This window comes from Streptococcus sp. 1449 (genome assembly GCF_013276805.1).
In the GTDB taxonomy this organism is placed as follows: Bacteria; Bacillota; Bacilli; order Lactobacillales; family Streptococcaceae; genus Streptococcus; species Streptococcus pseudopneumoniae.
This window is the reverse complement of sequence record NZ_VMLS01000066.1, coordinates 1-667: the sequence shown is the minus strand read 5'-3', so window position 1 is coordinate 667 and position 667 is coordinate 1. Positions and strand designations below refer to the sequence as shown.

Below are 667 nucleotides of genomic sequence, written 5' to 3'. Positions count from 1 at the left end.
CTTCAATTCATACCTTCGCTTGCGCTAAGCACTCCTCTTAACCTTCCAGCACCGGGCAGGCGTCACCCCCTATACATCATCTTACGATTTAGCAGAGAGCTGTGTTTTTGATAAACAGTTGCTTGGGCCTATTCACTGCGGCTGACTTAAAGTCAGCACCCCTTCTCCCGAAGTTACGGGGTCATTTTGCCGAGTTCCTTAACGAGAGTTCTCTCGCTCACCTGAGGCTACTCGCCTCGACTACCTGTGTCGGTTTGCGGTACGGGTAGAGTATGTTTAAACGCTAGAAGCTTTTCTTGGCAGTGTGACGTCACTAACTTCGCTACTAAACTTCGCTCCCCATCACAGCTCAATGTTATAGAATTAAGCATTTGACTCAATTCACACCTCACTGCTTAGACAGACTCTTCCAATCGTCTGCTTTAGTTAGCCTACTGCGTCCCTCCATCACTACATACTCTAGTACAGGAATATCAACCTGTTGTCCATCGGATACACCTTTCGGTCTCTCCTTAGGTCCCGACTAACCCAGGGCGGACGAGCCTTCCCCTGGAAACCTTAGTCTTACGGTGGACAGGATTCTCACCTGTCTTTCGCTACTCATACCGGCATTCTCACTTCTATGCGTTCCAGCGCTCCTCACGGTACACCTTCATCACACATAGAA

The 667-nt window shown here is 49.0% G+C and carries 1 rRNA gene; it reads right to left on the bottom strand.

Annotated elements, in window-relative coordinates:
- Nucleotides 1-667: ribosomal RNA gene (locus HT687_RS09935) — 23S ribosomal RNA — on the bottom strand; the annotation flags it as partial.